We start from the raw sequence: 26014 nt of genomic DNA on the forward strand, positions 1-26014 counted from the left end.
TGTACTACCTTATATCTGCGACCAATCAGTCTTCGCCATACTTGATATTCGAAAACTTATATGTTGTACCGGAGTCCCTAGACAAAACAATCGGCCAAGGTATCTGCAACGTAACAGTTTCTCCTGCAAGTATGTTAGAACCTGAAAGTCCCGCAGTCGCCTCATCTCCGGACAACAAGACCTTATTGCCCTTGCTATCCATAACTGCAAAAGTCGGATTAATCATTTTTTGATGCACGGTACCAAGGTTGGAAATCGTAATTGCCATGGTATTCTCAAGATGTTGAGAGGCCTTTCCATCTTTATCAGTAACTGTCACTTCTTTTGTAGACGGAGCTACTTTTCGCAAAGCAATACGTTCAATTTTCTGAGAGGGCTCGACATAAGCACTTGTTGAAAAGATATAAAGGAAATTGAACATACTCTGGTTATCAGCTGCCTTACCTTTTGAATATAATATCTGTTCCGCCTTGATCCTGAATGACAACTCTCTTGTTACCGTAGATGTACCACGATACTGGACTCTGACCACTTGGGATGTCTGTGGAGGAATCAGACACTTGTTAGGAGTAATGGAAAAATAGGCATCAGCCGGAGCATTGACTTCTTCTCCGTTGATATTATGGGAACGAGTCAATGCTGAAATCTGAACAGCTATCGTATCCTCACTGTCATTGACGATGGTATATGTCTTTGTGTTTCCTGCCCCCGTAGGCGAAAAAGTCTGTTCCATCGGAGAAAACTGAAACGCGGACAACATCACGCTTGAAACCAATGCCACGACTATCGTAGACACCAACCTTCTTACTATTCTTCTATCCATTGAATTTTCCATCCGTTTTTCTTTTATTCTAGTGGACAACCCGGTTTTTTACAAGAAAAATACCTGACATTCAGAATCCTAGGCACATAAATCATCTTGTAACTTATGACATATTTTATGCTTATTAAGAATATTATTCAAGTAAAAATAGTAAAAAAAGTTAAAAATCCTTTTTCCAATATTAAATTATTGGATTTTGCCCAAGAAAATAATATGCAACTGATGTCAAATCATATGTTTGGTCAAGTAACTATGCTTCACGCTTCGATTGGTAATGCCTATTGGATTGGAGTATTCCTTCCAGCCCTAAGACCTCCCTTCTCAAGGATTCACCGAGAAGCAATGCAATCTTATCTTTCGGCAGACTGGTATCGACCGTCATACCACAGCGAATCCATTCCAGGACATAACCGACATAAGCATGTTTATAGAATTGCACGACTCTTTCAACAACCGTAGCATCTATATCCCTTGCGTAACCTTGAAGAACGATATATCGCCTTAATATATCACTGGTCTTGTCCAGCAAGAAACGTTGTAACACATCCCTACTGAGACTGTAGTAGACATTCTGGATAGTCTTGCTGTTCTTGCTCATATAGGTTTCAAATACTAAAAAAATCTGGACGATATCAGCTTGGTCCTGTACTGATGCCAAAAGCTGTTCACTTTCATTATTGAGCATCCAATAGACCAGTTCATACATATCGTTGAAATGGTAGTAGAATGTCTGCCGATTGATTCCACAAGCCTTGGCGAGTGCGGTCACCTTGATCTTGTCCAGATACTCATTTTCCATCAGATTTACCAACGTATTCGCCAATAATTCCTTTGTTTTAGTACCCATAGTTTAGTTTCCCCCTAAGTCCTATAGTTGTTTGCTAACGGTAAGTATGGTAACACACAGATATCAGTATTGCAAGCTTACTTAGTAAAACCTTGCCTGCAAATTCGAACCGGACATTTTGTTTTGCCCGTTGACAAAAATCTCTGATTATGGTACTTCTCCATGAGTCGGACGGGCTGTAGCGCAGGGGTTTAGCGTACAAGTCTGGGGGACTTGGGGTCGGCGGTTCAAATCCGCCCAGCCCGACTTTGGTAGCCTTTTCAGCGAGGCTACTTTTTTATCCTTTCGTGACCAGATTTGTAAACATGAACCCAAATAGCAATCCCTGATTCAAATTATACTATTAGTACTTTTAGTTACCAAAATACAACTCTAGCTCTTATTCCTGTTGCGTAGACTTATATTATCCATATTCTTGATAACATCAACTCCAATCCAATATAAACCATTGTATGCATAGCAATCTCTTCTTGTATGTGTTAATTTGCCCATATCATATGAACTAACACTTGAAAACCAACAAAAAGATTTCTTCATATTGCCTGAAAGGACAGATTCATTATCTACTCCAACATAAAACGTAAAGTTAACGGAAAAAGGATGGGATTCCATGTTTAAAGTTCAGAAAGGTTATCTAAAATGGACAGAGAAAGAAAAAATGAAAATTGTACCATTTTGAATAATATGCAATGCTGGTTTTTCATGATATACTAGCAAAAGCTTAATACTAAAGCAGAAATCAGTCCTGCATCAATATGCAAAAAATCTTGTTGATTTGGAAATAGATTTTATACAACTATTTCTATTTCATAAAAGAAAAGGATATTTCTGAGTTACACTGAATAATGTTAAACAGGAATAGAGATTGAAAACGAAAATATTGGAACACCAACTAGGGGAAAATCCTGATATAAATGAAAACAGTATTCTAAGAATGAACCCAGAACTAATTTCTATCCTACTCAAGGATCGATCATCTGGAAAGAATATTCTGTGGATGACCAACAATTATGCAAGTCACGGAGCTGGGTATGAAGAAAATTCTGAGATAACAATACCATCGATAACTGGCAAAAACCACAACATAATTAAACCCCGAATTAGCAAATCCAAGCTGGAACAGTTCCATAGAATCAGGGATAAGGCTGAAGTTTTTACCCCATCTTGGATTTGCAATAAACAGAATAATCTTATTGATAATGCATGGTTTGGAAGATCAAATATTTTTAATATCGAAGATGATAATGGCTGGTCAGTTACCACAGTCCCTATACCATTTGCAACAGAAGGGGAAAAAACATGGAGAAATTATGTACTAGCTCCTAGACTTGAAGTTTCCTGTGGAGAAGCACCCTATCTAGTAAGCCGTTACGACACGACTACCGGCAAAATGATTCATGTAAAACAGCGGATCGGACTTTTGGACAGGAAGCTTCGGGTAGTATCTGAAAATACCACGAGACGTGATATTTGGCTTTTATGGTCAATGAAGGCTGTACAAAGCATTTATGGGTATGAATGGCAGGGAGATAATTTATTGCTTGCTCGTGAGAATATTGTTTTTACTTATATTGACTATTATAAAGCCCGTTTTGATGGGCAATTGCCTCCTTTGTCCATTCTCACAGAGGTAGCTGAAATCGTTTCATGGAATCTGTGGCAAATGGACGGCCTTAAATTCGTTATTCCTTGCTCATGCCATGAAAATGTTACAATTGAAATGGAACTCTTTGGTGAACGAGTAACTAAAACAGCCTGTGAAGGATGTACTTCCGGGGATATTCACAAACATAATGGTATATATTGCAAAATAAAGGATTGGCAAAAAAATGAAACCTTTTCTGCACTTTCCATGCTTAGGAGGTAGAATTATGGCAAAAGGATTTGAAGCTGCTTTCTCTTATCTACTTATCTATGTTTTTACAATTAATGATGAGAATCATAGAGGTTGCCTCAAAATAGGGAAAGCTTCTCTTAAACTTGATGATGATTCGCAATATGCATCCCTTCGTACTCCAAACTCTTCACTGCTCAATAAGGCTGCTAAACAGAGGATTAATTCCTATACAAAGACAGCAGGAATTAACTATCAATTACTCTATACTGAACTTGCTGAAAGGCAAATAAATGAGCATGATGGTATTTATTTGAAATACTTTGAGGATCATAAGGTTCACGAGGTATTGAAGAATTCAGGTATAAAAAATGCCCAATTCGATGGTAGTAAAGAGTGGTTCCGGACAGATCTTGATACAGTAAAGAACGCCATTAAGGCTGTAAAAGAAGGTCGAAAATCTCTCACAAGTGCTGAAATTACAACAGACCATATTCCAATTGAATTTCGTCCGGAACAAAAGGAAGCCATCAATATGACCATTGCTCGATTCAGAAAGGGGAATAAGATACTTTGGAACGCCAAAATGCGTTTTGGGAAAACGCTTAGTACCTTGGAGGTCATAAAAGAAGAAAATTTCAAGAAGACTTTAATTCTTACTCATAGGCCAGTTGTTGATGAAGGATGGCATGAAGATTTCAACAAAATATTTTGGGATTCAAATTATACTTATTTTGAAAAAGGAACTAAAGAAGCCTCCATTCAGCAGTACATATTGGAAGATGTTCCTTTTGTGCTTTTTGCTTCCATTCAGGATTTAAGAGGTTCTATGAAAGTTGGTGGAAAATTTGATAAGAATGATATTTTTTTTAAGACTAACTGGGATTGTGTTGTCATTGATGAAGCACATGAAGGGACCAAGACATTTCTTGGTGATGAAGTATTACAAGAAATAATTAAAGAAAAATCTTATGGCAAAACCAAGCAAATTTATCTTTCTGGTACTCCTTTCAATTTGGTCAATGACTTCAATGAGGATGAAGTATACACATGGGACTATGTCATGGAACAAAAGGCTAAGTCTGAGTGGGATATCATTCATTGCCTTGACTATAACCCTTATGAAGGACTTCCGAAACTCAGTATATTCACCTATGACATTGCTGATGCAATTCCAGGATACGAGGATATTGAGAATAAGGCTTTTAATTTTCGAGAATTCTTCCGTGTCTGGACAGGAATTGTTCAAGTTGATGGTAAACTTGTTCCGCAGGAATCTGCCATTGGGCGATTTATCCATGAAAATGATGTAAAGAGTTTTATAACTCTGTTGCGTTTGAAAAATGATAATTCTAACTATCCATTTTCCAAGGATACTTATCGGGAGTACTTCAGACATACTTTGTGGATGCTTCCCGGCGTGAAGGAAGCTTCTGCTATGGAACAATTGCTGAAGGAAGACAAGGTCTTTGGCAATTTCCAGATAGTGAATGTTGCAGGAAATTCTCCATCAGGAGAGAGCGAGAATGCCTTAGAGCGATTGAACAACGCAATCTCTGAACATCCAGAACAAACCAGAACGATTACTCTTTCTTGTGGTCGCCTTACTACAGGTGTTACTGTTAAACCGTGGACAGCAGTTTTAATGCTTTCAGGAACTACTTCTACAGCAGCTTCAATGTACCTTCAAACAATATTTAGGGTACAGTCTCCAGCTAATATCGATGGCAAAATTAAAGATCGTTGCTATGTATTCGACTTTGCACCGGACAGAACACTTCAGATGGTTGCAGAGGCGGGAAAACTTGGAACAAGGCCAGGTACCAATACCGACGAAGCAAAGATGCGGGAATTCCTTAATTTCTGTCCTGTAATCTCAATTCAGGGCTCAAAGATGAAGAACTATGATGTTAATTCTCTGCTTCGACAACTTAAACGATATTATGCGACTCGAGTTGTTCAGAATGGATTTGATGATATAAAGCTCTATAATGATAAGTTGCTCAAGATGACTGACTATGATAAAAACAAGTTCGAGGAACTTAAGAAAATAGTAGGTCAATCAAAAGCTACCGATATCAAAAAAACAATCATCATTTCTGAATCAGGCTTGGGCCCGGAGGAACAGGAAGCAGCGGAAGAAGCTGAAAAGAAAAAACGCCAAAAGAAGGAACTGACTGAAGAGGATAAAGAGGCTTTGAAGAAGCTTAAGGAGGCTAAAGAAGCAAAAAGTAAAGCTATATCGATTCTCAGAGCAATTTCCATTAGAATTCCTCTTCTTATCTATGGAACCGAAAAAGATATAGATGAAAATATTACCATAGACCAGTTTGCCGACTTTATCGATGAGGAGTCTTGGCAAGAATTCATGCCAAAGGATGTGACAAAAGAAAAATTTAATGGATTCTGTGAGTATTATGATAAGGATATTTTTATTGAAGCAGGAAACCAGATAAGAAGAAAGGTAAAGGCAGCTGATAAACTTAATCCAACTGAACGAGTAAAAAAACTTGCCCAGATATTTGCAACCTTCAAGAACCCTGACAAAGAAACGGTCCTTACTCCATGGCGTGTGGTCAACATGCACATAAGTGATTGCTTAGGTGGATATGATTTCTTTGATAATAAACATGTGGAAATGATTCCTGAACCTAGGTTCGTTGACCATGGTGAAATTACTACAAATACATTGAACAACACCAATGCACAGATTCTGGAAATTAATTCCAAATCTGGTCTTTATCCTTTGTATGTTGCTTATAGCATTTACAGGAAGCGATTAGAAAGTGTTTCAGAAAATGGGCGAACTGAAGAAATACAAGACAAGTTCTGGCGCCAAACAATAGAGGAAAATGTTTTTGTTATCTGCAAGACAGAGATGGCAAAATATATCACTAAAAGAACTCTCTTAGGATATAAAGAAGGAAAAATTAATGCTCACTACTTTGAAGATCTAGTTAATCAGTTCAAAAATAAATCAGATCATGCTACCAGGAAAATCATAAGCGCTACATACTGGGGAAAAGTATCAGGAGGGGAAATGAAATTTGATGCTATTGTAGGGAATCCACCGTATCAGGCATTTTTGGGAGGCGCAAGTCCTCTTCCAATTTATCATTATTTTGTAAACCAAGCAAAAAGGCTTAAACCACGATATATCTCAATGATTACACCTGCAAGATGGTTTAATGCAGGAACAGGTTTAGACGAATTTCGTAACGAAATGTTACATGATAATAGAATTATCGAATTATATGATTACATAGATGCAACATATTGTTTCCAAAATGTCGAAATTAAAGGAGGCATACAATATTTTTTATGGGATATTAATTATCATGGCGATTGCAATATTACTTCTCATTACACTGATGGAAAAGTGTTTAAATCGAAACGGCCTCTTCTTGAACCTGGAATAGACAGTTTCGTTCGTGATAGTAGAGTAATTCCAATACTTAAAAAAGTTAGAGAAAAGAAAGAAGATCCTTTTTCTTTGATTGTTAGTTCAAGGGATCCTTTTGGGTATGATATTCGACTTCCTGGAAGTTATAAAATTGCTGAGCATAAGTATTCTTTGCAAAAAGACTCAATCAATACAGTTGAGTTTTATTACAATGGTTGGCGAAATAATGGAGTAGGCTATGTCAGTCTCAATAGTATTGGATCAAACAGTCAATGGATTGATTTTTATAAAGTGCTAATTCCCAAAGCTTGGGGAACAGGAAACGAAAGAAAGGACTGGCTTCATCCCTTTGTTGTAGGACCGCATTCTGTTTGTACAGAAACATATCTTGTAGTTGGTCCATTCAAAGAAAAAATAGAAGCTGAAAATGCAGTATCATATATAAACACCAAGTTTTTTCATTTAATGGTATCAATTTTGAAAATTTCTCAGAATGCAGCAAAAGGAATATTTGAATTTGTGCCAGTACAAAATTTTTCTAATCCATGGACTGATAAAGACCTTTATAAAAAATATGGATTAACACAAGAGGAAATTGATTTTATTGAGTCAACAATAAAACCGATATAGGTAACACAAGTGGCACAATATTGAAAGTCATTAGACGGACAATATTCTCAGATTTGTTTTAACATCAAGACAAAGAAAGTACTGATACAAAAACCGTTGCCGTTAAATTTGTTATATTTCTGGCAAATTTATCGATACGTTCAGCTTAAATATTTTACCGCATTTTATAGAAATCCGCCCAGCCCGACTTTGGTAGCCTTTTCATTAAGGCTACTTTTTTTTGTCTTTTTACAAACTATCTGTTCATATGATTTTATCTATCCTCCAACGACCTGAATCATGTTCTCCTTATCTGTATATGTTTTTTTCTCTGATTTCCTTCAATTGAAAGGAAAATTACAAAAAAAGGATTGACTGACAGGAAAAATAAAGATATTTTTTTATCTATAAAAATTTAGTAAGAGGAGCATACCGATATGTTAAAACTGATGCGTGCACCATCAAAATACGTGCAGGGCAAGGATGCATTCCTTCATACTCATGAACTGACAAAAGACATGGGTTCATCTTTTCTTTTCATCTGCAGCCGCAGCGGCTACAAACAGGGAAAACCAAAAATTGAAAAGAGCTTCGAAGGCAGTGATGCAAAGCTTATCTTCGAAGTATTCCATGGAAAAAGTTCCATCGGCGAAATCAAGCGTATGCAGGAAATCGTCAAAAGCAACGGCATTGAGGTCGTTGCCGGTATCGGAGGTGGCAGTGCCATAGATACGGCAAAGGCAACTGCATACTATGAAAAACTTCCCGTACTGATCATGCCGACCGTCGCCGCAACTGATGCGCCTTGTACCGGCTTGTCAGTAATCTACAACGATGACGGTTCATTCCTGAAGTATATCTTCTACCCCAAGAATCCTGATGCAGTCATTGTTGATTCATCAATTATTTCACAAGCTCCTGTAAAGTTTCTGATCGCAGGTATGGGCGACGCGCTGGGAACTTACTTTGAAGCACGGGCATGCCTGCGTGCAAATGCCCCGAGCCTGGAAAACGGTGGCATTACAAAATCAGCTATGGCACTGTGCAAACTGTGTTACCAAACGCTATTGGAAGATGGTGTAAAAGCGAAATCAGCTGTTGAAAAACAGCTGCTCACTCCTGCCGTTGAAGCAATCATTGAAGCCAACACCTATCTGAGCGGTGTCGGTGCTGACAATGGAGGCCTCGCTGTCTCCCACTCTGTCTATAATGGTTTCACATCCTTGGAAGAATGTGAGCATACGATGCATGGCAACCTAGTAGCATTCGGTACCATTGCCCAACTGCTCATCGAAGATGCCCCGATGGAAGAAATAGATCAAGTGGTAAAGTTCTGCATTTCTGTAGGCCTTCCTGTGACCTTGGAAGAAGTCGGCGTTAAGGATGTAGCAAGAGTACACCTTGCAACACACAAGGCATGCGCTGCTGGGGAATCTATCCATAACATGCTTCCTGATGTAACGGAAGACCAGCTATATGATGCCCTGCTTGCAGCAGATGCATTGGGCAAGACTTATCTTTAAGCCTTCACTGCCATAGATCTAGGTCGGGTTCTCCGGATAACCGGAGAACCTTTCCTCTCACACCACCGTATGTACCGGCCTGGTATACGGTGGTTCAACCAGATTCGAATCCCAGCGTTAGCTGGCAACTTTCACGTACACGTCTGTCTGTCTCCATTCTCCTGGCATGCGCGGCTTCGATGTCAAGCAATCCGTACTCTTGGATTATCGTCGATTTCGGAATGAATGCATTGAGCACTGCCTTGCTGAAATACCAGTGCCTGTTGCTGGAATAGGCATGGAAGTCGTTCAGCTTCCACCTGTCCTGAGGCAGACAGAGCTTCTTCAGCATCTCCTCCCTTCTCCCAGGCTTCTTCCATTGCTTCCATAGACATTGGCGGATTCTCCTGTGGATCCATGGGACTATCTTGTCCTCAAGGTATCCTTTGATGGACCCTCCTGCATAGTAGCTTATCCATCCTCTGACGTAGGCGTTGAGCTCCTTTGTCATCGTCCTGACTGAAATCCCCCTGCTCCTTCCGGTAATCTCCTTGACCCTCCGCTCGAATTCCCCGGCCTTCTTCACCTTGGGCCTGCACATCCCAAGCAGCCACTTCATCTGCACTCCTGCCTCGCGGTCGGACTTCGTCTTATTTGGCAGATTTGTCCGGCAGTCTTGCCTTGTATGAAATTCCTGTCCGTTGGCTCGGGACTTTGCCTCGGGCTTCCTTCAGACCCACCACCGCTGGTACGCCCTTGCCTCTGGCTAGCAGTTCAGGTCTGTTTCCTTCCTCCTGTATCGCAACATACAACGGACTTTCACCATCTGGATAACACCCATGCCGGGCAAACCAAAAAAGAAGGCCTGCAATTGCAAGCCGTTCTTTTTTTTCTTTGGCTCTGTTTTCCAAGTGTATTGCTAAGCGCTTGAAGCGACCGTCTTTTTGTAATATACTCAACATATGTTATGTAAAGACAAAGAAACCATCAGCCTTGAAACATTGGCGGAAATGCTCGGGAATCTATCGGAACAGGACCGCCAGAGGGTCATTGCATTGGCCGAACTGGCAACGGATGCTCCCGACAAGCATCGGGACAGTCACGAGGACATGCCGCGTTGTCCCCACTGCTCCGGTGTCCATGTCCGTCGCAACGGCTTCGTCAGGGGCAGGCAGCGGTATCTCTGCGGGGATTGCGGGCGTACGTTCGGGGCGACCACCGGTTCTGTGCGATACAAGAGCAAGCACGGCAAGGAAACCTGGGAGGCCTACCTGGAGGCATTCGCCCTGAGGCTTCCCCTGCGGGAGGCCGCACGCAAGTGCGGCATAGCGCTGAGCACCTCGTTCTTCTGGCGGCACAAGATCCTCGATGCACTGGCGGCGGGATCCACGGGGAACTTGCTCAGCGGCCGGGTACAGGAGGACGAGACGTACATCCAGGACAACTACAAAGGCAACTGCGATGCGGAAAACAACTTGGGAACCAGGGGGAAGCGGCATCGGAGCCCGGCATACAAGACCCATAGGGTGACGGGCCATCGTCATGAGAGAGGGAAAGCGACCCATACGAGGGGCTTGAGCAACCAGAAGGTCTGCGTGCCGTGCGCCATCGACGAGCAGGGGAAGACCCTGGCGAAGGCTGCCGGCAGGGGGATGGTGCAACCCCGCTACCTTTCCTTTGTCCTGGCCTCGCACCTGGGCGATGACGTGGTGATGGTGACCGACAAGAGCCGGGCAAGCCGGGAATTCTGCGCCTCGGATGGCCTGCCGGTGGTACAGCTGAAGACGGGCATACAGGGATGCCCGGTACGAGGGCGATACAACTTGCAGAAGGTCAACAGCCTGCATAGCCGTCTTCGGGGGCTGCTGGCTGGATTCAGGGGTGTCTCCACGAAATATCTTGACAACTATCTTGCCTGGAATGGCTTCGAGGTCGAGACCCCCGGATCGAATCGCCTGGATCTGAAAACCGTATTGCTGGACAAGATGCGGACAATCGGAACATGTTCAACCTATTGGGGGATATTTCACAAGCCTCCCTTGCCTTTTCCCACTGTTGGCTAGCCCTGCAATACACTCGGAAAACAGAGCCTTTTCTTTTATATTTCTGGAAGCTTCAGGCTCCTGGGAAATGAAGCAACTGGGCAAGCCTGATGGAAAGCATCGTACCTACCCCGATAAGCTGTTGGAAAAATTCATCAGGAGGCGCAACCGGATAGTGGGAAAGCCATCTCAGCAAGGCCGAGACAATGAAATCGGCAAGAGCATCGGAAAACGGATAGGCATCGCCGTCAAAGTCATCACCGAATGCTGAGATTATCGTCGGCTGCAACACTTTTGACAAATAATCGCGCAAGCTATGCGGCCCGGTAATTTCAAAAGCCTTGGTATAGAAATTCTGATGGTCATACATATATTGCAGGAAATACTCTGCTGCCTCAAAGTTCGCAAAGGTTCCCCATTTCTCGAGAACGGGGTCAACGACATCGGTTTGGAATATCCAGTTGAGCAGTTCATATTTATCTGCAAAATGATAATAGAACGTCTTCCTATTGATTTGACAGGCTCGGCAAATATCAGAAACTGAAATCTTACTGAAGGATTTCGTTGCCATCAAATCCTTCATGCAGTTGGCAATTGCCGTCTTCGTCAACAAATTATTAGCCATGGATTACATCTTAATGGGGGTCTTGGAATATGTCAACAATCAAAGTTTTTTGTCTGCAGAAAAAGCTTGACATAAAAAGTAACAGAACAAGCCAGTCTTGTAAAGTTTTTGACAGGTCGTTAGAATGGGACCGTGTTATATCTGAAACGTACACCAGAAGAAAAAGCCTATTTCAGGGATCAGGTATTTTATCTGTGCAGGCAGACACGGCTGATGGACACAAGGGCTTACTATCATCATCTTGGAACGTCAGTATTGCGCCACAGCATCAATGTAGCTTACCTGAGCTATGCACTTGCCCTGATTCTGCATATAAGGATCCACGATCAGGAACTTATCAGAGGGGCCCTTCTGCACGATTATTATCTTTACGACTGCCATGAAAAAGGAAATCCCGACAAAAGGTTCCACATATTCAGACATCCAGGCAAAGCCCTGTACAACAGCGAAGAAGAGATGATGCTGAGCAAGAGGGAAGCAGATATCATCCGCAAGCATATGTTCCCGATGACGCCGGTCCCTCCCCGATATCGAGAAAGTTTTCTTGTAAGCATTTCAGACAAGTGCTGTGCACTTTATGAACTGACTACGAACATCTACAGGATTGCACGCAGGAAACTTTAGAACAATACATCGGCACTGACAAATACGGACGCAGAAACATAGTTCCCTGGTTGTGGCCCGGAAGTGATGTTTGCATCACTATAAATCAGTTCAATGGAACCGAACATAGTATCCATCATGGCAGCATGACATACAGTAGCAGAGCTACCGATGGTAAAATCCCTTACCTTCCCAATCACACCACAACAGGAATTGAACAGTTTTACTTCATCATATTTCTTGCGGACAGCAGAAGGAGCAGAAGTATCCAACGAACGCAAATAGGCATATGGATATACTGTCTTATCTACGGGATAGGGAGGTCGGGTTCTCTGTTCAAAGTCCTTCCGGTCTTTATATATATCCATCTGACGAGGAAAACCACAGACTTGCATCTTCAGCAATGTCTTCTCAGTAATTTTTCCCGGATACAATCCCAGATGTATCATATTTACGATGAAAGCACCATGCCCATCTGCTGAAGAACACAAAAAGGCCGGAAGTTCCGCAGTATTTCCCAAGCTCATCACAGGATAGCCCTCCCATATGCAGGTACCGGTCATATGGGCATCTACCCCAATGACGGCGGCAGCACCGCCCTTTTTATCCAATCTTCCTACAAATTCCAAACCGTTGTCCATCTTGCATGTCTTATAGAGATAATCAGCTCCTTCTTCCTGTTCAGCCTGGAGCAATAGGCTATATATGGCAAGCGGATCTGATTCCCATTCTTTCAATCCCAGACTATCCAGGAACATTCCCATCTTCTTCCCTCCTCAGGCTGCATTACTATAGCATAGGCAACAGTTGATGAAAACCATAAATGCCTGTACCATATCTTGCAATGGAATGGAATGTGCATTTTCAGGTTCTCCCAAACATATATTCAGAAGGAACCTGCAATGAAGAAAAGGAGATCCTCTGATGTTTGACTGTCACAGACACCTTACCGCAACAGCACCCAGAAAAGATGCACTCTATTGCAGCAGTACGACAACACAATGGAAGTTTTCAGCGCCTTACTACAGTCTCGGATTGCTGCCGGATGGGAAACCGGCAGACAAGCAAGGCTTATTGACAAAGATGGAACATCTGCTGGCAAGCCATTCGGACCTTGGTATCGGAGAAGTAGGCATTGACCGGCGCTTCCCTGACATAGACAACCAAGTTTCACTTTTTTGTGCCTGCCTTGAACTGGCAGTCCGCCACAGACGTTTCCTTACGCTTCATTGTGTAAGGGAAACAGGTTTACTGCTTTCCCTGCTGGAAGAGAAAGACTTGCCACCGCTTGTCATTTGGCATGGTTTCACCGGTAGCATTGAAACAGCAAAGCAGGCGGCTCGACTCGGTATCGTCCTGAGCATCGGGCCGCAAGTATTGAAAACAAAGCTTAAAGAGCACCTGAAGACACTTGCATCCATAGGTTTCGTCATAGAAACAGATTGGGAAGGGCCAGATGACAAGGGGTATCTCAACAGGCTTGAAACACATCTGGCATTAATGTCCGAACTTTCCCATGACGGACATCTTGAGGAGAAATGCAATGCAATCAGAACAATTCTTGAGGATATCCAGGCTGATCGGAGATGAATACGTAGCACAGTTGCAGACAAGAAAAATTCTTGTCGTCGGTTTGGGAGCAGTAGGTGGCATGTGTCTCGAAAGCCTGGCAAGAAGCGGCATAGGCACAATTACCTTGGTCGACTTTGACATCATATCCATCACGAACCTCGGACGTCAGATCCTGGCAACCCATCAGACCTTAGGCAAAAAGAAAAGCCTCGTTGCAATGCAACGTGTCATGGATATAAATCCAGAATGCAAAGTAAAGGCACTTGACCTATTCTGCAATAAAGAAACTCTACCTGAAATCTTTTCTGAGCAGTATGACCTCGTCATCGATGCTATAGATTCCCTTAATCCAAAATGCGACCTGCTCCAGTATTGTTATGTGCATGATATCCCGATTGTAAGCAGCATGGGAGCTGCTTTGAGAAGGAACCCTTTCCTTGTCAGGACTGCTGACCTGTTCGATACATATGGCTGTCCCCTTGCAAAGCAAGTAAGGAACAGGTTGCGCAGAAGAAATGTCGGAAAAGGTATTTCGGTAGTCTTTTCTCCTGAAATTCCCCGTTTTACTTATAAGACGCCGGAAGAAGAAACACAGGTAGCATACAATGAACAGTCACCGGGCAACGGAAGAACAAGGAATGTCCTCGGCTCTCTACCCACGGTTACCGGCATCTTTGGACTGAACCTGGCACACCTAGCCTTGTCAAAGCTTACTTGCCCTGAAATATTCACAGGAGAAGCAGCCTTCGATGCACGGACAAAAGTAAAGACGACTGCTCATTCAAAACGCAATACGCCCCAACCAGAAGGGTTCTCAAAATGTCTCGGAACTGCAGGTTCAAAAAGCAACAATCCTTCTGCAACAAAATTACCTCTAAGTGCAAACGGAGCATCTGCCGATGTGACCAATTCCCATTGAGCCAGATCCAAGGAACCCGTCAGGCTCCATTTGCATCCTCCCAGATGGTTTTCCAATATCTCCAGTTTTCTGGGAATGCCTGCAAGCAATGTCTCTTCCACAAGTGACACTCCACCATCTCTCCTGAGTATGCCCATGGCCCACCCGGCAGCGGAAAAACCAAGTGTCAAGCTAGCATCATCATGCATGCCGGCAAGACACATTCCTACATGGCTGTCTTCAAAAACCTGATCATTGTGATGACAGCACATACGTTTTAGGACAGGTTCTCTTACCACAAACCTAAACGACAATCTGTCCCTTTCATGACAAAGTCTGAGAGACGCTTGTATGGAACCTTCACAAGGAAGCAACTGACACGGCAACATTTGTTCCAAGGTTCCTTTCCTGACCAAATATTCTTCCATTCTTCCTCCTTTGCCCATTGTGCCTTATCTTGTCATTTTATCCAAGCAGTCTAGAAACAAACCGAAATCCCATTTTCGTTCCATACAGAAGTAGCAGGAGTCCTGAAAACTATCTGCCACTTCAGACAAAAGGAGAATGGGTGTCCGATGAAAAAACAACGTCTGGCAACAGTACTACTGCTGGGGTTATGTATACTCCTTACCTCATGTGACGAATCCCAATCTGCGGTAAAATGGGGTACGCTAAAGTTGCGTTTTGTCTGCAATACATTCATGACAAAGGATATCCGACCTGCCGATCAAGCCATGAAAATTGCAAGCTATCACATGGAAGGCAATGGACCTGACCCTACAGATGTTTTTTCCATTGATACCGTTGAAGAAAATCCATCAGTAGCACATCTGTCCATGGGAAGATGGGATATAACGGTCCAAGCTCTGAACGAAGAAGGAAAGATCCTTTCACAAGGAAAGGCTACTACCATAGTCAAAGGGAAAATTACAGAAATGGAAGTAGAACTCAACACGTTTCCAGGAACAGGCAGTTTGTCTGCTTCCTTTTCTTGGAAACCTCTTTCTACGGACATTCCAGATTTCTCCCTTATTCTTACTGCAGTAGATGGGACAAGAATCAAAGACTTGTCTCCTGCATGCAAGAATTCCATTTGTGGAACAGCAACCGTCAACGTAGATAAGCTAGCTGCAGGCAGCTACCTCCTGCATGCAAAGCTTGAGGACAATGGGATATGCATCAGTACTTCCGTAGTACCGGTCAGAATCATCGAAGGAACACAAAGTTCCTGTCCAGGCATAAAAATGTTTATCGGGAACCCATCAGAGCAATTCACGGTCCGCAGTTCCATCAACAATCTGATGCCCCTCAATGGTACCTTGATGTATTTCCCTATCAGACCAAAAAAAGGAGAAAATGTAAACTTAGAATTCATGCCAGAACCCTTCGGCAATACAATAAGTACAACCGCCTTTACATACAGTTGGTACCACGAAGGTAAACTTCTTATGCAAGGCAAAGAAAACTGCTGTACTATTACTCCGGAACCAGGGACACAAAGGTATGATGTCATTGTCACAGTTCAAGGTATAGGCTGCATAGGCGCTGCTACTTTTCTCGTATCACAGCCCTTTCCCCATTAAGATCTGATAGACAATTGGGCGAACTCCTCCCCTGTAAAAAAACAATCCTTTCCTGGTTATTTCACAGGAAAGGAAGAATACAAAAAACAAAGGATTTTCCTATCAACCTTGCTAGCTTTTGTCTGCCATGCAAGCTACCTTCATGGCAACAGGAACAAGTACAAGTGAAGCAAGATATAAAATCACATACAGGAGTATGAATGTATGTAAAAACGAAAACAGGAAAGCAGGAAAAGCACGCACATTGTAGGCAGAAAGCACCGATCCGACAATGGAAACCGATACAAGTGCAGCAGGAAGATTACCCACCAGATGACCGGCCAGGCTGCTCGGATGACAATGACACTTGGTGGCAAACCGTCTCATCCACCCCTGGATGGGAAAAACCAGGTTGACAAGGGTTCCTGTAAAAGCAGCAATGACAATATTGATCCAGAAGTTTGCAGTCCACATCGGCGTGCCGGCAAACAAACAGGAGGAAGTAGTCATGACAACACCCAAGGGTACATTCTCCACTATATTGAAAATCGCAGTAGATTTGATGGACATCCCATCCCTATGCATGCTTTCTTTCGGATCCGGGCATAATTTTCCGCCTTCCTCACGACAGGCAGAAAACCTAGAATTAACGAAGTGTCTGATAGCCATGATACTGCGTCAGATTATCCGATGTCACATAATCAGCAAGAAAAATGCCAGTAATGTTCTGATAAGGCAAAAGATAGGGAAAATCAGGAGTCTGTGCCCAATCAGGTTTCTTTATCACAGAAGCACCCTTTTCAACGACTTCTTCCCATTCTTCCGGACCATCAAACCAGATTTCCACTGCCCGGACATAACGGCAATCATTGATGTCCTGCTTGACAGCACTGGAAAGCAAACGGTTTACCCTAGTATCTTTCTGAAAATAGGGAACCACTTCTTCAAAGAACCATTTGTCCCCACATTCTTTTGAAATGCCCTCAGGGTAGGAAATCAAAAACTGCCATCTGTAGTTCGGTCCATCCTCGATGGTACGGCCTTTACCTTTCAGATCACTTTCCCAACAAAGAGGAACGAAGGCAAATACAAACGGGTGGGCAGTAGTACCATTTCCCTTGCTTCTCCTTGCCTCGTCACCTGTAGGATTGCCTTCGGCAGCATTCTCAGGGATATTACCCTGCCATTTGAGGACATCAGTAGGGAAATACTCCTTGATGGTACGGCATGACATCTCAGGGAGATTCTCATCGACCAGCCAATAGTGCTCTGTCAGCTGCATCCTTACAGTACCGAAACGGCCTTCCTTGTCTGGGCTGGGAAGTGCATTGTAGAATGCATATTTCGTTACATAAGGAGAAAATTGAGAGATACTTTCCGGCACATGGTGAGCATAAAGCCAATGAAGTAATTTGACCCGATACTCTTCCTTTACCACATCGACATAGATCAATGACCTCATGATATTAAAATCAAATGCCATGATTACATCTCCCTTGCCGGCTTCAAAGGTACAATAAAGTCTTTGTATTCCTTGACCCAGTTCTTATACTGTTCAGTTTTTACTGTTGCATTCATACGACTGTTGTTGGTATTGATATCATTTCCATGCATCAGCTTGCCGCTAAGCGAATCATGGGCATGTTCCAGTTGTTCAGAGGGAAAATCAAAGGTATACTTTTCCCCATCCCTCTTGAGCTCTCCGACCACACCGCAGAGGCAGCAGACAACCTTGCCGTCATCCCTGATAAAGAACTGTCGGCTATGGCAATGAGGACAGATACCGGCTTCTCCACAGTACTGGGCATTGGCGATATCTTTTGCCGCTTCTGCAAGATTTTCACCGATTTTATGAGCCCGATGTACCTTACACCTATCAGAAAGGATACCCAATGACCAGCTGAATACATCATTGTCAATGACCTTCCACATCGGTGTAAGGGCAAGCATTGCCATATCGGTCTGCACCTGGGTCATCCAATCGGACCCACCTATGCCCATAAAGGAAATAACCTTATCCTTGAGAATCCTCGGATCCGGTTTGATGCCATTCATTTTTCCTGCAATCTCGGTAGCCATGGTATTGTTTCCCCTATCCATCCGTGGACCAAAACGGTCGACGATATCATGGAAAGTTCCACAGGTACCTTTTTCAAAAATCGGCGTCGTTATGACAATACCGTCTGCATCGAGCATCTTATCCAGAAGCCATTCGAAATCATCCTTCAGGGCACAGCGGTTTCCTTTTCCTGAAAAAAGACTATTCACGCAAGTAACACAACCTGTGCATTGCTTTATATTGAGATCCTGGATATGGATGAAAGAGACTTCTGCACCCTTTTCCTTAGCTCCTTTCAATGCTTCCTTGCACATACAGTCATTGCTGCCATTCCGCGTGCCAAATGAAATTCCTAAAACCTTCATTGTTGTTTCTCCCTAATCCATTCAATCTGTTCAAATCGTGCACTTTACGATGTAAAGGCCATCCATGTAGGTATCGAGATAAATAAATCCTCGGTCATCTACCAATACATCTTCCGTAATTGCCACTTCGGGTCCAGGGACCAGATTCCCCTCTGCATTATCAAAAAGCTTTTTCTTAGGATCAGGTGGCATAAAATAGGCAATTTCCTTAGGCACAAAAGGATCGGATACATCGTAAATCCTTAGGCCTGCGTTGAAATAACAGTCATATACCCGGTCGTCTCTTTTCTCATAGACATCAGGTCCGATTACATCAAAGACATTGTGTGGACCAAAGGGACAACGTACACCATCTACGATATTGAAGTTGCTGCCATGGGTATAGCCTTCAGGTACCTGTGGGTACGGAAAGACAGATACCAGACTCGGGTGAGCCATATCCGTCAGTTCCACGATTCCCATCATGTTCATCGGCTGTGTCACGATTTTCTTGAAAAGGCCTTCTGTTGCTTCGTTGCAGAAATACCTTACCCGTTCTCCCTCCGTCGTAACGACAGCGTAGGGACGGTCTCCCAGCGGAAGGGCTGTATGGACAGGTGCTCCTGCTGCACCGCCACCGAATGGAGGATTGAGCGGAAGAAGTCCCATCATTTTTGGATTGGTATGATCTGACACATCAAGTGTAATGAACCCTTTGTTTGCATACGCCATATAGACAACATCACCCTTGCATACACATGCATGAAGGAATGGGGCAGAAAGTGATTCAGCCGAACCATAGCGGGTATTGCCGGCAGAAACCTTATTGTTCAGATATTGTTCATCTGCCCACCAACGCCCGACTTCCGTAGGCTTCGTAGGATCCTTGATATCGACGATTCTCAGTATGAAACCGTTGTATCCCTCACAGGCCCCGACCACATAGACATACCGTCCGCCATTATAGCAGAAACGATGCACACCGCCGCTTCCATTGCAGGCAAATTTGGAAAGAAGCTTAGGATTTTCGGGGTCAGTCTTGACATCCCAAATGGAAATTCCACCCCAGAAAGGCAAACTTGGCGCAGTACCGTGCAATTCCTTCATGGTACCGCCGTGTGCAGTAATCAGCAGGCCATCGGCCAGCTGTATCTTCGGAAGGCTCTGCCCGTCTGTCATCCCTGGCAGGAAAAAGCCTTCTACCCATTTGACCTTCCGTGGTTTTGATGGGTCAGTGACATCCAATATATTGAACCCGTTGTGGCGGAAGCAGGCCGCATATAGATAGTATTTTCCATTGGCTTTCTGCAGAGCCATCTGGAATCCAGGTTTCCCATTCAGATCATCAAATCCGACAAATTCAATATTCTTCGCAAGTATTGTGTCTCTTTTGCTCATAGCTACATTTCATCCTCTATGATGAGTGTAAGCCTTGTTCTGTTTGCTGTGAAATAGCAAATGCAACATATATTCATAACATTAGCATTATGACTTTGCCATAAATACCGAAAATCATACATTCTACAGAATCGAATCATATCGGATATAATTATTCCACTAGACAGAAGTAAGAAAAATCCTCACTATGAAGCAAGGAACATGAGGAGTCCAGACCGATGACATACCACCAGATACATTGCTTTTTGGAAGTGGCAGAACTCAAAAGCTTCACACGGGCCTCTGAAGCCCTTAATCTCAGCCAACCGGCAATCAGCAGGATAATTACAGCCATGGAAAATGAACTGGGAATCAGACTGTTTGAAAGGAACAAGGACAAACCTATTGCACTTACTCCTGCCGGAAAAGATTTCTATTCATTTTTCAACAAGTTCATGATGGAATTCAAGAAATTGCTTTCTGAGTACAGTATGGAAAATGGGAAAAAAGTACGTATATATCAGCTTGGCTATCCCTCAGGCTGGAGTATTACAAATTTTTATGATGGTGTCGTCAATCAATTCCACCAGCTTCATCCTGACAGTGCCATTGAAATAATAAGCTATGATTTGAACCTGCTCAAGGAAAAGTTGCTTTCGGGAGATTTGGATTTCATCCTTTGCTTCAACAGTTATATCAGGGAAACGAAAAGCGTATCATCCCGCAAGATCGTAGATCTGCCACGACTGGTCCTTTATTCGGACGTTTGTATCGAAAAGTATGGGAATTTCACCAAGCCAAGTGATTTCAGCGGTATCCCGTTCCTTATCCCAAGTGCCTGCAATACCGAGAGCATGGCAGAGGATATAAAAAATGTCATGGAAAAGAATGGCATTGATTCCATCATTGAATTTCATTCAAACATGGACAATATCACCACTTTGGTAGAGAACGGAAGCGGTGTAACCATGTTCGATGCATGGAGCCGAAACCTCAAGATGGGAGGTTTCCATTCCATGCCGCTGGAACCTAGCCATTCCGTCATGCTGTCCTTTGCAAGGGTCGACAACTACAGGGTAATCGATGACCTTGTACAGATCATAAACAAGAATGCCTTTCTGCAGAAAAAGAGCAAATAAACAACATGATCTTTTGTCTAGCAGGTTTAGAAAAAAAATAATCTGGCAGGCAGAAAACATCATAGGGAAAAGTCGATATGGACAACAACAAACCATCCTTGTTCCCTGCCAGCCATAAAACTAACCAAAAATCAGTGTGAATTCACACTTTTTACGAACTCATAGGCTTTTTCTTCGCCTCTAAGGACTCTCAGACCACCATATGCAAGACTTTCCATCTCCTTTTCACCAGGATAGACCACCACAGGAGCTATGAATCGTACATGCTGTGTAATGAAGTCTACGATATAGTGGGAATAGGCAATACCACCTGTCAGTATGATGCCGTCAACCTTTCCGCTGACATAGATACTGAGTAATCCGACATACCTTGCAATGTTCAATGCCATGCCATCGTAGAACAACTTTGCCTTCGCATCGCCGGCCGCTATCTTTTTCTCAATTTCCCGGCCATCAGTCAATCCGATATCAAGCAACAGGCCACCTTTTCCATGCAATAGTTTCAACAACTCATCATGCGTATACTTGCCGCTATAGCAGATATCCACAAGCTGGTAAGATGGGATATCACCGGCACGTTCAGGAGAGTATGGACCGTTCTCATCAGAAACAAAATCTTCTATCGTACCATTATGGTGCAGGCTCAATGTGATGCCTCCGCCCATATGTGCAACGATCAGAGTACAGTCCCTGTAGGCCTTTCCCTGTTCCTTTGCATAACGTATGGCCGCAGCCCTCATGTTGAGATTATGGCCCATGCCCCTTCTTCTCGTTCCAGGGAAGCCGGTTACCTTGGCCAGATCAGTCATTTCATCAACGGTCACGGCATCATAGATATATGCAGGAATGCCATATTGTCGGGCAATGCGGTCGGCAATCACGGCACCCATATTCGATGCATGCTCGTTCACAGGTGCATGCGTCAGCTGCCAGACCATATCCTCATTGACCTTATAAGCCCCGGATTTTACAGGTGGAAGCAGGCCACCCCTCGATATTACGGCAGAAAGGGATGCATATGGTATACCGTGTTCTGCAAGTGTCGTTGCAACGACCTTCTCTCTCATCGGAAGCTGATCCATTACATTCCTGTAACGTCCCAGTTCCGCGAGACTATGGGAAACATTTTCAGTAAAAACGGGTTTCTCATCATCATAGACTGCAATTTTCGTTGAAGTAGAACCAGGATTCAAAATCAAAAGCCTATACATCGCCAACTCCTAGACCGCAAGGGAAGAAATAAGTATCGACAGATACTTTTCTTCTGCTGAAGCTCCGCGTGAACTCAGTACCACCGGGCAACTGGCACCGACGACGAAGCCGGCCATCCTTGCCTTGCAGGTTACTGAAAGCATCTTGCCCATGATGTTTCCCGTATGGATGTTCGGCGCCAACAGGATATCGACATCACCAGCCACAGGACTGCTGAAACCCTTCATGTCAGCGATTTCCTTATCCATGGCACAGTCATAGGAAATCGGACCATCGACGATACAGTTCTGTATCTCACCTTTCTGGTTCATTTCCTTGAGTGCATGTGCATCGACAGTCTCGATCATCTTCGGGTTCACTTTCTCAACACAGGCAAGCACTCCAACCTTGGGACATTCATATCCCATCTTGTTGAACACAGCTACTGTATTTTCAATAATCTCTTTTTTTTGTTCCAGAGTCGGATAAGGTACCATACCTCCGTCCACAGGAGCAAGAAGCTTATGATAGCCTGGTACTTCAAACAAGGCTACATGGCTCATGAGCTTTCCTGTACCAAGTCCATGTTCCTTGTCCACTACGGCCTTCAGCACGACCTTCGTATCGGTCTTGCCTTTCATAAGGAAGTCCGCTTTGCCTTCCCTTACCAATGCAACAGCCTTCCGGCTGGCTTCAACGGAATCCGCAGCATCGACAATCGAGAAGTCTGCAACATGCCCAAGATCCTTTAGTATCTGCTCGATTACACCTGCATCACCGACAAGAATCGGTTCCACAAGTCCTGTATCCTTGGCCCTGCAGACGGCTTGCAGGGTGTGTTCATCCCCTGCAGCCGCCACAGCCATTTTCCTGCATGTAGCACTGAGCTTCATGCGGGCAATCAATTCATCAAATGTCCTGACGATCATATATTTCCCTTTCTAACCGACTGAATCCAATCCAGCCTGGAATGCTTTCAGATTCAAATCAATGAACTTCGGCTTGACACATTTCTTCAAGGCTGCATCCCAATCAAGCTGCTGTAGCTGCATCAGTTTCACAAGGGCTCCCAGCAGAACGATGTTCATCGCCTTCTTGTTGCCAAGGTCTCCGGCAATCTTGCCGGCATCGACGACATAGGTCGTTGCAACTTTTGACAGCTTTCCTATGATATCATCGGGATATACATCCTTTCCACTGGCAGTCGTAGCAGTATCAATCTTGAAATTGTTGACAACCACATGGCCATTTTCCTTCAAATCGTCAAGATATCTGGCTGCTTCCATGATTTCAAATGAAACAAGGATATCTGCAGAACCTTTTCCGATGATAGGCGAATATACCTTTTTGCCAAACCTGACCTGGGTCGTAACACTTCCGCCACGTTGGGACATACCATGTATTTCACTCATCTTGACATCATAGCCACCGGCTACCAATGCAGCAGACAACACCTTGCTAGCAAGGATTGTTCCCTGCCCTCCGACACCACAAAGGATGATGTTCTGTACGTTTTCCATACTCAGCCCTCCACTTTCCTTATTGCATGCGTCGGACAGACCTGCATACAAATATCACAACCAGTACATTGGCTTAAGTCAATACTTACTTTCTTGGTTGCCTTGTCATAGACCAATGCCGGACATCCGGTCCTCACGCAGGTTCTGCATCCGATGCATGTTTCTGTATCAACATAGTTTTTTTTCACCGAACTGCCGAATTCCTGCTTGTCAATCTCGCTGAATTTCTTCAAGGCACAAGGGTACTTTGTGATGATCAAAGCCGGTTCATCAAAGCCCAAGCCCCACTGCAGGGCCTTGCGGCAGTCACCAAGATGCAAGGGATTGATAGTCTTGATATGCTTCACACCAAGAGCTTCTGCCACTTTTGCTATATCAGTCAGAGGAGCCTCTTCACCCATGATATTATAACCTGTACCTGGGTTTTCCTGATGTCCTGTCATAGCAGTAATACGGTTGTCCATTACCACCAGAAGCACATTGCTGTTGTTATAGACGCATTCCAGCATACTGGTCATGCCTGAATGGAAGAAAGTTGAATCACCCATTATGCCGACCACACGTTTGTCACTTCCACTTTTCTTAAACATCTTTGCCATGCCGTGTGCTGCAGAAAAGCCAGACCCCATACAGAATGCAAAATCTTTGGCCCTTCCAAGAGCATAGCAACCGATATCGCTGGAAAATACTATATTCTTCAGTTTGAGCATCTCAACATAAATTCCCCGATGGGGGCATCCTGCACAAAGTACAGGTGGCCGCTCAACCGTTCCGAAATCTTCATGGGAAATGGGCTTGGGTTCAACCCCCAGCAAAGCACTTCGGAGAATATCTGGGTTAAGTTCATAGAGCCTAGGCACCTTTTCCTTGCCGATACAGCTGAGGCCTGCAGCTTTCATCTGATTTTCCATATAAGGTTCAAGTTCTTCAATGACATAGAGAGTCTTGACTTTTGAGGAAAAATCCTTGATTTTTGCCATCGGAAGAGGATTCGTCAAGCCGATCTTCAAATAAGAAGCAGCGTCACCGAAGACTTCCTTTGCATACTGGTATGACACTCCCGATGTAACGATGCCGACATCTCCGGTATTCCATTCGACGGTATTCAGCGGGCAGTCATTGGACAGCTCTTCAAGTTTCTTGAAACGTTCCATGACATCAGCATGCAATCCATAGGAAACCGCCGGTACGGGATTGTACCTTCTCTGCTTGACATATGGGACGTAAGGAACTTCCTTCCTTTCATCTGTCTCTACCAAGCTTTTGCTATGGCAGACCCTGGTAGTCATTCTGATCATTACCGGTACATTGTATGTTTCGCTGATCTCCATTGCCTGCCGTACAAAATCCTTTGCTTCCTGTGAGTTCGATGGCTCAAGCATAGCAAGGTTTGCTGCCGTTGCATAATAGCGGTTATCCTGTTCATTCTGTGAGGAATGGCAGGAGGGATCGTCTGCGGATACGATGGCAAGCCCTCCTGTTACTCCTGTATATGCCACTGTAAAAATAGGATCGGCAGCAACATTTACTCCGACATGTTTCATGGTTGCGATAGACCTGGCACCACCGACGCTTGCACCGATTGCGGCTTCAACTGCGGTTTTCTCATTGGGAGCCCACTCACTGGTCACTTCAGGGTATTTACCCGAGACGTTTTCCAGAATTTCAGTACTGGGAGTCCCAGGGTAACCGGAGGCGAACTGCACACCGGCTTCCCAGATTCCCCGGGCTATGGCTTCGTTACCACTCATCAATTCTTTCATGTTAGTCCTCTTTTCATCTACAGATTCTCTTTCCTTCTTCATCAAAAGGAAAACAACATTCCATGATTCAATTTTAAGTCAGGCCTCTGAAATTGTGAAATATCAATTGCGGCATAGTAGCATAACAAAAACATTATAGGCAGCATGGTACAGGCAAAACGATGGTCCTGGACCAGAAAGATATTGCTTCTGGCTACAGAAAAAGCCCTATGGACTGTCAGACAGGACTGAGATTCCATAGGGCAATTGCAATTGAACAGTCAAAACATCATCAGAGAAAGCACATCGGGCTGCCTGCTGC

23 protein-coding genes and 1 tRNA gene are annotated in these 26014 nt (G+C 43.7%); 10 read left to right on the forward strand and 14 right to left on the reverse strand.

From position 1 onward, the window contains the following. Positions 1-25: 25 nt before the first annotated feature. Together LKE40_05010 and LKE40_05015 are read right to left on the reverse strand one after the other, a co-directional pair. Positions 26-823 carry a molecular chaperone gene (locus LKE40_05010; GenBank protein ID MCH3916816.1) on the reverse strand — a complete coding sequence of 266 codons (798 nt, stop codon included), beginning with the start codon at positions 821-823 and terminating at the stop codon, positions 26-28. Positions 824-1073: 250 nt separating this feature from the next. Continuing rightward, positions 1074-1670, reverse strand: a complete 597-nt coding sequence (locus LKE40_05015) for a TetR/AcrR family transcriptional regulator C-terminal domain-containing protein (GenBank protein ID MCH3916817.1) — start codon at positions 1668-1670, stop codon at positions 1074-1076. Between the two features lie 172 nt (positions 1671-1842). Between LKE40_05015 and LKE40_05020 the strand changes: the two genes are divergently transcribed. The 4 genes from LKE40_05020 (at position 1843) to LKE40_05035 (ending at position 9039) form a co-directional block, all read left to right on the forward strand. Then, positions 1843-1916: transfer RNA gene (locus tag LKE40_05020), tRNA-Pro, on the forward strand. A 619-nt stretch (positions 1917-2535) separates the two neighbouring features. After that, the gene (locus tag LKE40_05025) at positions 2536-3537 is read left to right on the forward strand and encodes a restriction endonuclease subunit M (GenBank protein ID MCH3916818.1); all 1002 of its coding nucleotides are present in this window, start codon (positions 2536-2538) and stop codon (positions 3535-3537) included. Positions 3538-3541: 4 nt separating this feature from the next. Then, positions 3542-7537, forward strand: coding sequence for an Eco57I restriction-modification methylase domain-containing protein (locus LKE40_05030; GenBank protein ID MCH3916819.1), 3996 nt, complete (start codon positions 3542-3544; stop codon positions 7535-7537). Positions 7538-7953: 416 nt separating this feature from the next. Further along, the gene (locus LKE40_05035) at positions 7954-9039 is read left to right on the forward strand and encodes a glycerol dehydrogenase (GenBank protein ID MCH3916820.1); all 1086 of its coding nucleotides are present in this window, start codon (positions 7954-7956) and stop codon (positions 9037-9039) included. A gap of 94 nt (positions 9040-9133) precedes the next feature. Here LKE40_05035 and LKE40_05040 read toward each other — a convergent pair whose 3' ends face one another. Further along, complete coding sequence (locus LKE40_05040) at positions 9134-9637, reverse strand: hypothetical protein (GenBank protein MCH3916821.1); 504 nt, start codon at positions 9635-9637, stop codon at positions 9134-9136. 31 nt (positions 9638-9668) lie between these two features. Then, on the reverse strand, positions 9669-9929 hold the full coding sequence (locus LKE40_05045; GenBank protein MCH3916822.1) for a hypothetical protein: 261 nt from the start codon (positions 9927-9929) through the stop codon (positions 9669-9671). A 198-nt stretch (positions 9930-10127) separates the two neighbouring features. Between LKE40_05045 and LKE40_05050 the strand changes: the two genes are divergently transcribed. Continuing rightward, entirely contained in the window at positions 10128-11081 is a 954-nt protein-coding gene (locus LKE40_05050; GenBank protein MCH3916823.1) for an IS1595 family transposase, read from the forward strand. Positions 11082-11133: 52 nt separating this feature from the next. Here the strand turns inward: LKE40_05050 and LKE40_05055 are convergent, their stop codons facing one another. Beyond that, positions 11134-11685, reverse strand: coding sequence for a TetR family transcriptional regulator (locus LKE40_05055; GenBank protein MCH3916824.1), 552 nt, complete (start codon positions 11683-11685; stop codon positions 11134-11136). A gap of 132 nt (positions 11686-11817) precedes the next feature. Here LKE40_05055 and LKE40_05060 point away from each other — a divergent pair, with 132 nt between their 5' ends. Then, positions 11818-12309 (forward strand): HD domain-containing protein, encoded by a 492-nt coding sequence (locus LKE40_05060; GenBank protein MCH3916825.1) that lies wholly within the window; start codon positions 11818-11820, stop codon positions 12307-12309. Here the strand turns inward: LKE40_05060 and LKE40_05065 are convergent. Beyond that, the gene (locus tag LKE40_05065; GenBank protein MCH3916826.1) at positions 12306-13052 is read right to left on the reverse strand and encodes a hypothetical protein; all 747 of its coding nucleotides are present in this window, start codon (positions 13050-13052) and stop codon (positions 12306-12308) included. The two genes, LKE40_05060 and LKE40_05065, sit on opposite strands and share 4 nt — an antisense overlap. Before the next feature lie 160 nt (positions 13053-13212). Here LKE40_05065 and LKE40_05070 point away from each other — a divergent pair, with 160 nt between their 5' ends. From LKE40_05070 to LKE40_05080, 3 genes are all read left to right on the forward strand, one after another. Continuing rightward, entirely contained in the window at positions 13213-13878 is a 666-nt protein-coding gene (locus LKE40_05070; GenBank protein MCH3916827.1) for a TatD family hydrolase, read from the forward strand. Beyond that, complete coding sequence (locus LKE40_05075; GenBank protein ID MCH3916828.1) at positions 13832-14779, forward strand: tRNA threonylcarbamoyladenosine dehydratase; 948 nt, start codon at positions 13832-13834, stop codon at positions 14777-14779. The genes LKE40_05070 and LKE40_05075 overlap by 47 nt, the downstream gene beginning before the upstream one ends. A gap of 554 nt (positions 14780-15333) precedes the next feature. Continuing rightward, positions 15334-16341: a hypothetical protein gene (locus LKE40_05080; protein MCH3916829.1), complete on the forward strand. Its 1008-nt coding sequence runs from the start codon at positions 15334-15336 to the stop codon at positions 16339-16341. Between the two features lie 111 nt (positions 16342-16452). Here the strand turns inward: LKE40_05080 and LKE40_05085 are convergent, their stop codons facing one another. The 4 genes from LKE40_05085 to LKE40_05100 are packed head-to-tail and all read right to left on the reverse strand — an operon-like array spanning position 16453 to position 20121. After that, a complete protein-coding gene (locus LKE40_05085) occupies positions 16453-16989 on the reverse strand; it encodes a hypothetical protein (GenBank protein MCH3916830.1) in 537 nt (178 codons plus the stop codon). Then, positions 16967-17803, reverse strand: a complete 837-nt coding sequence (locus LKE40_05090; GenBank protein MCH3916831.1) for an acetyl-CoA hydrolase — start codon at positions 17801-17803, stop codon at positions 16967-16969. Before LKE40_05090 ends, LKE40_05085 begins: the two co-directional genes overlap by 23 nt. Before the next feature lie 2 nt (positions 17804-17805). Then, positions 17806-18744 (reverse strand): flavodoxin family protein, encoded by a 939-nt coding sequence (locus LKE40_05095; protein MCH3916832.1) that lies wholly within the window; start codon positions 18742-18744, stop codon positions 17806-17808. A 30-nt stretch (positions 18745-18774) separates the two neighbouring features. Further along, complete coding sequence (locus LKE40_05100; protein ID MCH3916833.1) at positions 18775-20121, reverse strand: hypothetical protein; 1347 nt, start codon at positions 20119-20121, stop codon at positions 18775-18777. Positions 20122-20339: 218 nt separating this feature from the next. Here LKE40_05100 and LKE40_05105 point away from each other — a divergent pair, with 218 nt between their 5' ends. Continuing rightward, entirely contained in the window at positions 20340-21239 is a 900-nt protein-coding gene (locus LKE40_05105) for a LysR family transcriptional regulator (GenBank protein ID MCH3916834.1), read from the forward strand. Positions 21240-21370: 131 nt separating this feature from the next. Here LKE40_05105 and buk read toward each other — a convergent pair whose 3' ends face one another. Genes buk through iorA form a run of 4 tightly spaced genes read right to left on the reverse strand, consistent with a single transcriptional unit; the run spans position 21371 to position 25713 of the window. Beyond that, positions 21371-22450 carry a butyrate kinase gene (gene buk, locus LKE40_05110; protein MCH3916835.1) on the reverse strand — a complete coding sequence of 360 codons (1080 nt, stop codon included), beginning with the start codon at positions 22448-22450 and terminating at the stop codon, positions 21371-21373. A 9-nt stretch (positions 22451-22459) separates the two neighbouring features. Continuing rightward, entirely contained in the window at positions 22460-23359 is a 900-nt protein-coding gene (locus tag LKE40_05115; protein MCH3916836.1) for a phosphate butyryltransferase, read from the reverse strand. Between the two features lie 12 nt (positions 23360-23371). Continuing rightward, positions 23372-23950, reverse strand: a complete 579-nt coding sequence (locus LKE40_05120) for an indolepyruvate oxidoreductase subunit beta (GenBank protein MCH3916837.1) — start codon at positions 23948-23950, stop codon at positions 23372-23374. A gap of 2 nt (positions 23951-23952) precedes the next feature. Beyond that, positions 23953-25713: an indolepyruvate ferredoxin oxidoreductase subunit alpha gene (gene iorA, locus LKE40_05125; GenBank protein ID MCH3916838.1), complete on the reverse strand. Its 1761-nt coding sequence runs from the start codon at positions 25711-25713 to the stop codon at positions 23953-23955. Between the last annotated feature and the right edge of the window lie 301 nt (positions 25714-26014).

It is taken from the genome of Spirochaetia bacterium, from assembly GCA_022482625.1.
Lineage (GTDB): Bacteria > Spirochaetota > Spirochaetia > Sphaerochaetales > Sphaerochaetaceae > Pleomorphochaeta.

What these genes read in the sequence shown, in the direction of transcription:
- LKE40_05010 (MCH3916816.1), bottom strand. Translation starts at nt 823, where the DNA reads ATGGATAGAAGAATAGTAAGAAGGTTGGTGTCTACGATAGTCGTGGCA.
- LKE40_05015 (MCH3916817.1), bottom strand. Translation starts at nt 1,670, where the DNA reads ATGGGTACTAAAACAAAGGAATTATTGGCGAATACGTTGGTAAATCTG.
- LKE40_05030 (MCH3916819.1), top strand. Translation starts at nt 3,542, where the DNA reads ATGGCAAAAGGATTTGAAGCTGCTTTCTCTTATCTACTTATCTATGTT.
- LKE40_05035 (MCH3916820.1), top strand. Translation starts at nt 7,954, where the DNA reads ATGTTAAAACTGATGCGTGCACCATCAAAATACGTGCAGGGCAAGGAT.
- LKE40_05040 (MCH3916821.1), bottom strand. Translation starts at nt 9,637, where the DNA reads ATGAAGTGGCTGCTTGGGATGTGCAGGCCCAAGGTGAAGAAGGCCGGG.
- LKE40_05050 (MCH3916823.1), top strand. Translation starts at nt 10,128, where the DNA reads ATGCCGCGTTGTCCCCACTGCTCCGGTGTCCATGTCCGTCGCAACGGC.
- LKE40_05055 (MCH3916824.1), bottom strand. Translation starts at nt 11,685, where the DNA reads ATGGCTAATAATTTGTTGACGAAGACGGCAATTGCCAACTGCATGAAG.
- LKE40_05065 (MCH3916826.1), bottom strand. Translation starts at nt 13,052, where the DNA reads ATGGGAATGTTCCTGGATAGTCTGGGATTGAAAGAATGGGAATCAGAT.
- LKE40_05070 (MCH3916827.1), top strand. Translation starts at nt 13,213, where the DNA reads ATGTTTGACTGTCACAGACACCTTACCGCAACAGCACCCAGAAAAGAT.
- LKE40_05075 (MCH3916828.1), top strand. Translation starts at nt 13,832, where the DNA reads ATGCAATCAGAACAATTCTTGAGGATATCCAGGCTGATCGGAGATGAA.
- LKE40_05080 (MCH3916829.1), top strand. Translation starts at nt 15,334, where the DNA reads ATGAAAAAACAACGTCTGGCAACAGTACTACTGCTGGGGTTATGTATA.
- LKE40_05085 (MCH3916830.1), bottom strand. Translation starts at nt 16,989, where the DNA reads ATGGCTATCAGACACTTCGTTAATTCTAGGTTTTCTGCCTGTCGTGAG.
- LKE40_05090 (MCH3916831.1), bottom strand. Translation starts at nt 17,803, where the DNA reads ATGGCATTTGATTTTAATATCATGAGGTCATTGATCTATGTCGATGTG.
- LKE40_05095 (MCH3916832.1), bottom strand. Translation starts at nt 18,744, where the DNA reads ATGAAGGTTTTAGGAATTTCATTTGGCACGCGGAATGGCAGCAATGAC.
- LKE40_05100 (MCH3916833.1), bottom strand. Translation starts at nt 20,121, where the DNA reads ATGAGCAAAAGAGACACAATACTTGCGAAGAATATTGAATTTGTCGGA.
- LKE40_05105 (MCH3916834.1), top strand. Translation starts at nt 20,340, where the DNA reads ATGACATACCACCAGATACATTGCTTTTTGGAAGTGGCAGAACTCAAA.
- buk (MCH3916835.1), bottom strand. Translation starts at nt 22,450, where the DNA reads ATGTATAGGCTTTTGATTTTGAATCCTGGTTCTACTTCAACGAAAATT.
- LKE40_05115 (MCH3916836.1), bottom strand. Translation starts at nt 23,359, where the DNA reads ATGATCGTCAGGACATTTGATGAATTGATTGCCCGCATGAAGCTCAGT.
- LKE40_05120 (MCH3916837.1), bottom strand. Translation starts at nt 23,950, where the DNA reads ATGGAAAACGTACAGAACATCATCCTTTGTGGTGTCGGAGGGCAGGGA.
- iorA (MCH3916838.1), bottom strand. Translation starts at nt 25,713, where the DNA reads ATGAAAGAATTGATGAGTGGTAACGAAGCCATAGCCCGGGGAATCTGG.